The sequence below is a fragment of the Acidovorax sp. KPB24-03 genome (genome assembly GCF_057546605.1).
On record NZ_BAAJYR010000427.1, the window covers coordinates 1 to 2944 of the forward strand.

Below are 2944 nucleotides of genomic sequence, written 5' to 3' on the forward strand. Positions count from 1 at the left end.
GATGGCCGTGCCGACGCCCGGCGCCACGGCCGTGCCCACGGCCGCCCCGGCCAGCGCGGCCGGCGGAAGGGTCAGCGTGGTGTCGTCCATGGTGCCGCCGAATTCGAGTGGAATGCCCACCACGCCATCCACCAGGTCCACGGCCACGTGGCCGCTCACCCGCCGGTTCTGCAGCACCGCGTCGCCCGTGGCCGTGAGCACGCCGGAGGTCGCCTTGAGGTCGCTGTAGCGCACGATGGTGCCGCCGCGGTCCGCCTCGGTGCGCACCACGCCTTCCAGGCTGTCGAGCTGCGTGGTGCCGCCGCGCTGGGTGCCCACGGTCTTCACGGCCCGCTCCAGGTCGAAGGTGAGCAGGCGGGCGCGAGCCACGGTGAAACGGGTGCGGGTGTGCAGGGCCTGCACCGCCTCGGCCGGGTCGGCGCCCTCGGCGATCAGGTCGGTGTGGCCGCTGGCCTTGCCGGCCACCACGGCGCGGCGCTCGAAGGCGGCCATGACGCCCTCCACATCGACGCCGGTGAAGTCGATGGCGCCCGTGACGCGGTAGCGGCCGTTGATCTCCTGCAGGCGCAGGGTGCCCTGCTCGGTGCGCCCGCCGGCGGACACGTCGGCCCGCCAGCGGTCCTCGGTGCCCTCGCGTGCGAGGGCCATGCGCGTGGGCACGGGTGCGCCGGTGCGCTCCAGCCAGGCCTGGCGGGGCCGCCATGCGGTGTCGAATTCGGCGCTGCCGGCATAGACGAGCGTGCGGCCGTTGCGGCCGATCCAGCGCACGCCCTGCCAGTCGGCCCGCTCCACCGGGACGGGGGCCAGGGTGAACGGCAGGGAGGACTCGGCGCCATCATCGGTGGGCCGCACCTGGAACTCCGAAAGCGAGGCCTGGGGAATGGTGGCGTTCTCCAGCTGCAGGTCGGTCAGCGCCAGGCGCCGGTGCAGCAGGTCGCCCCAGCGCACGCCGGCCGACAGGCGCTCGGCGCTCAAGGGGGCCTCCTGTTCGGTGCGCACGTCGCGCAGCTCCACGCGCGGCGAAGGAAACAGCGACCAGTGCAACTGGCCGACCTTGACCGGCACGCCCAGCCGCTCGGTCGCGGCATCGCCCGCGCGGCGGGCCAGCTCGGCCTCGGACGGCCACCAGATCGCCAGGGCGCCCGCGCACGCCATCGCCACGGCAGTGGCGCCCAGGGCAATCCAGCGGAAGCGGTGGCGCGGCATGTGCGTCAGAAAGGTTCGAGAGGGTATGAAGAGCCCAGGCGGGGGGGGCGGGACGGTGCTGCGGTACCGAAGGGCTACGTTATCGCAGGGGCCGGCTGCGGCAGGTCGGCTCTGTCCTACGTGGCTGTGGGCCCAGGGGCCGAAACGCGGTACCCGGTCCTCGGCGGAACGGGCGGGCATTGACCCTAAACTCGCCCACGCGCCACCGGCCGTTCCCCCATCCAGATGGCACCCGCACGCCGCGGTGCCCATACCCTTTCAGGAGACCTTCCCGTGACTTCCCCCTACTTTCCCCGCTGGCGGGTGACCACCGCCGCCCAGGGCGCCGTCGTCGCCCCCGACGAACGCCTGCCCTGGGGGCAGACGGCCGTGATGGGCGTGCAGCACGTGATCGCGATGTTCGGCGCCACGGTGCTCGCGCCCATCCTGATGGGGTTCGATCCCAACGTGGCCATCCTGATGAGCGGGCTGGGCACGCTGATCTTCTTTCTCATCACCGGCGGGCGGGTACCGAGCTACCTGGGCTCCAGCTTCGCCTTCATCGGCGTGGTCGTGGCCGCATCGGGCTACGCCGGCCAGGGCCCCAACGCCAACATGGCCGTGGCGCTGGGCGGCATCGTCGCGTGCGGCCTGGTCTACACCCTGATCGGCGCGCTGGTGCAGGCCATCGGCACCGGCTGGATCGAGCGTTTCATGCCCCCCGTGGTGACCGGTGCGGTGGTGGCGGTGATCGGGCTGAACCTGGCCGGCATTCCCATCAAGAACATGGCGGCCAACAACTTCGAGAGCTGGATGCAGGCGGTCACCTTCGTGTGCGTGGGCCTGGTGGCCGTGCTCACGCGGGGCATGGCGCAGCGCCTGCTGATCCTGCTGGGGCTGATCGCCGCCAGCGGGGTCTATGCCGTGTTCACCAACCTGCTGGGCTGGGGCAAGCCGATCGACCTGTCGGCCCTGGCCTCCGCCCCCTGGCTGGGCCTGCCGCAATTCACGGCGCCGGTGTTCAGCGGCCCGGCCATGCTGCTGATCGCGCCCGTGGCCGTCATCCTGGTGGCCGAGAACCTGGGCCACATCAAGGCCGTGACGGCCATGACGGGCCAGAACCTGGACCGCTACATGGGCCGCGCCTTCATCGGCGACGGCATCGCCACCATGGTGAGCGGCAGCGCGGGCGGCACGGGCGTGACCACCTATGCCGAGAACATCGGCGTGATGGCCGCCACCAAGATCTACTCCACCGCCGTGTTCCTGGTGGCGGGGCTGATCGCGCTGCTGCTGGGCTTCAGCCCGAAGTTCGGCGCGCTGATCCAGGCGATTCCGCTGCCGGTGATGGGCGGCGTCTCCATCGTCGTGTTCGGCCTCATCGCCGTGGCCGGCGCCAAGATCTGGGTGGACAACCGGGTGGACTTCTCGGACAACAAGAACCTCATCGTGGCGGCCATCACGCTCATCATCGGCACGGGGGACTTCACGCTGAAATTCGGCGACTTCGCGCTGGGCGGCATCGGCACCGCCACCTTCGGCGCCATCGGCCTCTACGCGCTGCTGAACCGCCGGCGCTGACCCCTGCCGCAGCGGGCGCCGGGCCGCCGGTGCGGCCTCAGCGCCGCACCAGCGTCCAGACCAGTTCCAGCCCCGCGGCCAGCAGATCGAAGCCTTCGCCCGCGCCGGTCAGCCGTTCCCGCTCCATCTCGCGCCGCTCGCGCGAACGCACGCGCTCCAGGGCCACCAGCGCATCGGC

2 protein-coding genes are annotated in these 2944 nt (G+C 71.8%); one reads left to right on the plus strand and one right to left on the minus strand.

Annotated features, from left to right (window positions below; genetic code table 11):
• Positions 1-1206 (minus strand): AsmA family protein (locus tag AC27KI_RS21995; RefSeq protein WP_487115839.1); only part of this gene is annotated, 1206 nt, incomplete at its 3' end.
• Between the two features lie 273 nt (positions 1207-1479).
• Here AC27KI_RS21995 and AC27KI_RS22000 point away from each other — a divergent pair.
• The gene (locus AC27KI_RS22000; protein ID WP_487090177.1) at positions 1480-2766 is read left to right on the plus strand and encodes a solute carrier family 23 protein; all 1287 of its coding nucleotides are present in this window, start codon (positions 1480-1482) and stop codon (positions 2764-2766) included.
• Positions 2767-2944: the final 178 nt, after the last annotated feature.